The 4,182-nt window shown below is 64.5% G+C and carries 4 protein-coding genes; all 4 read right to left on the reverse strand.

Translation table 11 applies throughout. The features are described from left to right. Positions 1-1,479 (reverse strand): FGGY-family carbohydrate kinase (locus EOA86_RS24525; RefSeq protein WP_128344036.1); only part of this gene is annotated, 1,479 nt, incomplete at its 3' end. Then, positions 1,476-2,159 carry an HAD-IA family hydrolase gene (locus EOA86_RS24530; protein ID WP_065011644.1) on the reverse strand — a complete coding sequence of 228 codons (684 nt, stop codon included), beginning with the start codon at positions 2,157-2,159 and terminating at the stop codon, positions 1,476-1,478. The genes EOA86_RS24530 and EOA86_RS24525, both read right to left, overlap by 4 nt. A 16-nt stretch (positions 2,160-2,175) precedes the next feature. Beyond that, a complete protein-coding gene (locus tag EOA86_RS24535; RefSeq protein WP_127207930.1) occupies positions 2,176-3,654 on the reverse strand; it encodes a mannitol dehydrogenase family protein in 1,479 nt (492 codons plus the stop codon). A gap of 71 nt (positions 3,655-3,725) precedes the next feature. Next, on the reverse strand, positions 3,726-4,182 hold a 457-nt coding region (locus EOA86_RS24540; protein WP_128344038.1), incomplete at its 5' end, for an SDR family oxidoreductase.

The following is a 4,182-nucleotide window of genomic DNA, read 5'->3' on the forward strand; positions in this document are numbered from 1 at the left end:
GCCTTGCTGCATGGCGACGCAGGCGGCGTTCAAATCGGGAAAAAGGCCGGCGGCGGTGGCGGCGATCATGCCGGTGCCGAGCAGCACCGCCTCGTCGGCCAGCGGCTCGACCACCGTGCAGCCGGTGGCGTCGGCATAAAGCTCCATCAGCAGCGGGTTCTTGGTGTGGCCGCCGGTGACATGCAGCGTGTCGATCAGATAGCCGTTCTCGTTCAGGGCTTCCAGCACATGGCGCACGCCTAGCGCAATGCTTACGGCGGTACGCCAATAGAGCTTGCACAAGCTGTCGAAGGAGGAATCCAGCGTCAGCCCGCTGATGACGCCGACGGCATGCGGGTCGGCGAGCGGCGAGCGGTTGCCGTGGAAATCCGGAAGCACATACAGCCTTCCGGCAAGGTTCTCGCCCTCGACGGTGCGCAGTTCGGCAACGCGCCGAGCGATCCTGGCGTGCATGGCGGCATCCGGCTCACCGCCGGCGCCGTGCCAGCGGATGATGTGATCGAGCAGCGCGCCGGTGGCCGACTGGCCGCCTTCCGACAGCCAAAGGCTGGGCAGCGCTGCGCCATAATACGGGCCCCAGACGCCGGCACAGGGTTGCGGCTCGGGCGTCATCGCCATGACGCAGCTCGCGGTGCCGTCGATCAGCGCCAGATGCCGGCCGATGTTGGTTTCATCGCCGGCAAAGCCGCCGAGCACGCCGAGCGCGCCGGCGTAGGCGTCGATGACGCCGGCGCCGACCCGGCATTTTTCGGTCAGGCCAAGCTCAGCCGCAGCTTCCGCACTCAGCCGGCCGAGATCGGCGCCCACCGGGCTGGGCTTGTCAGGCAGATTGCCATGCTCGAAGAGATCGCCGAGCCCGACCGCTTCGAAGAAGTCGTGCCGCCAGCCGGTCTCTTCATGCGCCAGATAGGTCCATTTGGCGGTCAGCGTGCATTGCGAGCGGGCGAGCGAACCGGTCGCCTTCCAACTGAGAAAGTCGGCTAGGTCGAATAGATAGCCGGCTTCGTTCCATGTCCCGGGCAGGTTGCGCTTCAGCCACATCAGCTTCGGCGTCTCCATTTCGGGCGACATGACGCCGCCGATATAGTCGAGCACGGCATGGCGGCTTTCGGTGCATTCATCGGCCTCGGCAATGGCGCGGTGATCGAGCCAGACGATGGTGTCCCAGCGCCTGTCGCCCGACACCGAGACGCTGAGCTGGCCACCATCCCTGCCCCGCACCACCAGCGAGCAAGTGGCGTCGAAGGAGACGCCAACGATATCCTCCGCTGCCACGCCGGCTTTTTCGCGGGCCGCGCGCACGGCAATACAGACCGCCGACCAGATATCCTGCGAATCGTGCTCGGCGTGATCGGCCTTCGGCCGGTTCATGACGATCGGGTGCTCGGCGCGGCCGAGCAAGGTGCCTCTGGTGTCGAGAATGCCCGCACGGGCGCTCCCGGTGCCGACATCGACCGCGCAAACGAAACTTTTCGTCAAGGTGTTCTTGCTCTCGCTCCCAGGCCTGCAATCAGATCGGGCAATTGCAGCATGTCAGCGAATATAAAGTCCGGTTCACTCGACGCAAGCCGCGCTTTCAGTGCCGGGTTGCCCGCGTGCGAGCCGCCGGTGAAGGCAAGGACGCGCATGCCCGCCGCCCGTGCCGCCGCGACGCCGGCGGGGCTGTCCTCGACGACGAGACAATTTTGCGGGATCGCTCCCATATTGGCGGCTGCATGGAGAAAAAGGTCCGGCGCCGGCTTGCCCCGCGCCACCATGGCGGCGCTGAACAGATGCGGCTCGAGCAGCCCGAGCAGCCCGGTGACGTCGAGCGCATAGCGGATGCGGTCCAGCGTGCCGGAGGAAGCAACGCAGCATGGCATGGCGAGCCTCGGCAGAACCTGCCCGATCCCGGGAATCGGTTTCAGCTCCTCGCGAAATTTGCGCATCAGCTCGACGCGCATCTCGCTCAGGTGCTGGTCGGTGATATCGAGTCCGAAGTCGCGGCCGAGAATTTCGCGGACGTTTTTCATGCTCTTGCCGAGGAAATGCTCATAGGCGGCGTCCTCGCTGACACTGCCGCCGGCGAGCGTGATCATGCTAAGCAGCGCCGAAACGGACAGCCCCTCGCTGTCGACCAGCACGCCGTCGCAGTCGAAAATGACCAGGTCAGGCGTCATGGGCATTGAGCCGATCTTAGAGATTGCCGGCGAGATAGCGCGTCAGTGTCGCACGCGCACCATCGGCCCAGAGCGCCTCGAGCGCATGGGCAAAGGCCTCGACAAACGGCGCCGAGCGGCCAACATCGCCATAGATGTCTTCCATGGCCAGCCAGGCGGCAGGCGTATCCTTTGCCGCCCTGGCTGTCGTCTGCAGCCGGTCCCAGCTCGGATCATTGGGTTCGATGACGACGCCGCTATCTGTGGTGCCGAAGCAGTAGCGGCACCACAGCGCCGATTCCAGCGCCAGGCCGGCGACGCCCTTGCCGGCCTTCAACCGGTCGGCGATGGTCGGGATGATGAATTTCGGCTGCCGGTTGGAGCCGTCGAGGCAGAGCCTGCGGATGGTGTCGCCGATCTTCGGATTGGAGAAGCGGTGCTCAATGAGTTGATAATAGTCTTCCAACACGGTGTCCGGCACCGGCGGCACCGTCGGGATGATCTCGTCGTGCTCCAGTCTGTCGAGAAAGCCGCGCACCAGCGGCTCCTGCATTGCCTCGTGGACGAAATGGATGTCCATCAGCCCGGCCGGATAGGCGATGGTCGCATGACCGCCATTGAGGATGCGGATCTTCATCAACTCGTAGGGCGCGACATCACTGACGAACTGTACGCCGACCTTTTCCAGCGGCGGGCGGCCGTTGGTGAAACGATCCTCGAGCACCCATTGCCTGAACGGTTCGCAGAATACCGGCCAGTTGTCGTCGAGCCCGAATTCGCTCGAGAGAATGCCACGCTCGCGGTCAGTGGTGGCCGGCGTGATGCGGTCGACCATGCCGTTGGGAAAGGCAACGTTATCGCTCACCCAGGTCGCCAGATTCTCGTCAATCAGCCGGGCGAGGCCGATGACGCCATCAGCGGTGACATGGCCGTTGTGAGGGATGTTGTCGCAGGACATGATTGTGAAGGGCACGATGCCGTCGTCGCGGCGGCGCATCAGCCCGGCCAGAATGATGCCGAAGACAGTTTTCGGCGTTGCTTCCGGCTGCGCATCGGCGACGATGTCGGGATGGGTCGGGTTGAACACGCCCGACGCCGGGTCGATGAAGTAGCCACCCTCGGTGATGGTCAGTGAAACGATCCTTATCGCCGGATCGGCAAGCCGTTCTATGATCGCGGCCGCGGCGCCCGGCATCAGGAAGTCGATCATGACACCGGTGACGCGGACGCTCATGTGGCCAGCATCCTGCTCAACCACGGTGGTCAGCCAGTCCTGTTCCTGCAACTTGCCGCGGCCGACCTTTTCGCCCTCGAAGACGCCGGCGCCGACAATTGCCCAGTCGTGGCCGAGGCCCGCATTGAACAGGTCGTCGAGATAGACGGCCTGATGCGAGCGATGGAAGTTGCCGACCCCGAAATGGACGATACCGGCCTTGAGCGCCGCGCGATCATATTTCGGGCCGGCGACCTCAGGCGGAAGCTTGGCGAGGATGGAAGAAGAGAGTTTCACGGTCATCTGCTTTACCCTTTAGCGGGACGGCTCTTCCCCCCGGTGGAGGAGACGGGGAGAAGAGCGCCTTCGCCCCCTCAACTCATCCACTGGCCGCCATCGACATTGTAGGTCTGGGCGACGATGTATTCGGCGTCGTCGCTGGCCAGGAACACCGCTATGCCGGTGAGGTCTTGCGCAGTGCCCATGCGGCCATAGGGCACGGCTTCGCCGACCAGCCTCTTCTTCTCGCCCTTCGGCCGGTTCTCGTATTTGGCGAACAGGGCATCGACATGGTCCCAGTGCTCGCCGTCGACGACGCCCGGCGCGATGGCGTTGACGTTGATGCGGTGCTTGATCAGGTCGAGTCCCGCCGACTGAGTGAGCGAGATAACGGCGGCCTTGGTAGCGCAATAGACGGCGACCAGCGCCTCGCCGCGGCGCCCGGCCTGGCTCGCCATGTTGATGATCTTGCCGCCCCGACCAGCCGCGATCATCGAGCGGGCGGCGGCCTGCAGCATGAACAGCGTGCCGGCGACATTGACGGAAAACAAT

Origin of the sequence: Mesorhizobium sp. M5C.F.Ca.IN.020.32.2.1 (genome assembly GCF_004023105.1) — a bacterium.
Taxonomy (GTDB): domain Bacteria; phylum Pseudomonadota; class Alphaproteobacteria; order Rhizobiales; family Rhizobiaceae; genus Mesorhizobium; species Mesorhizobium wenxiniae.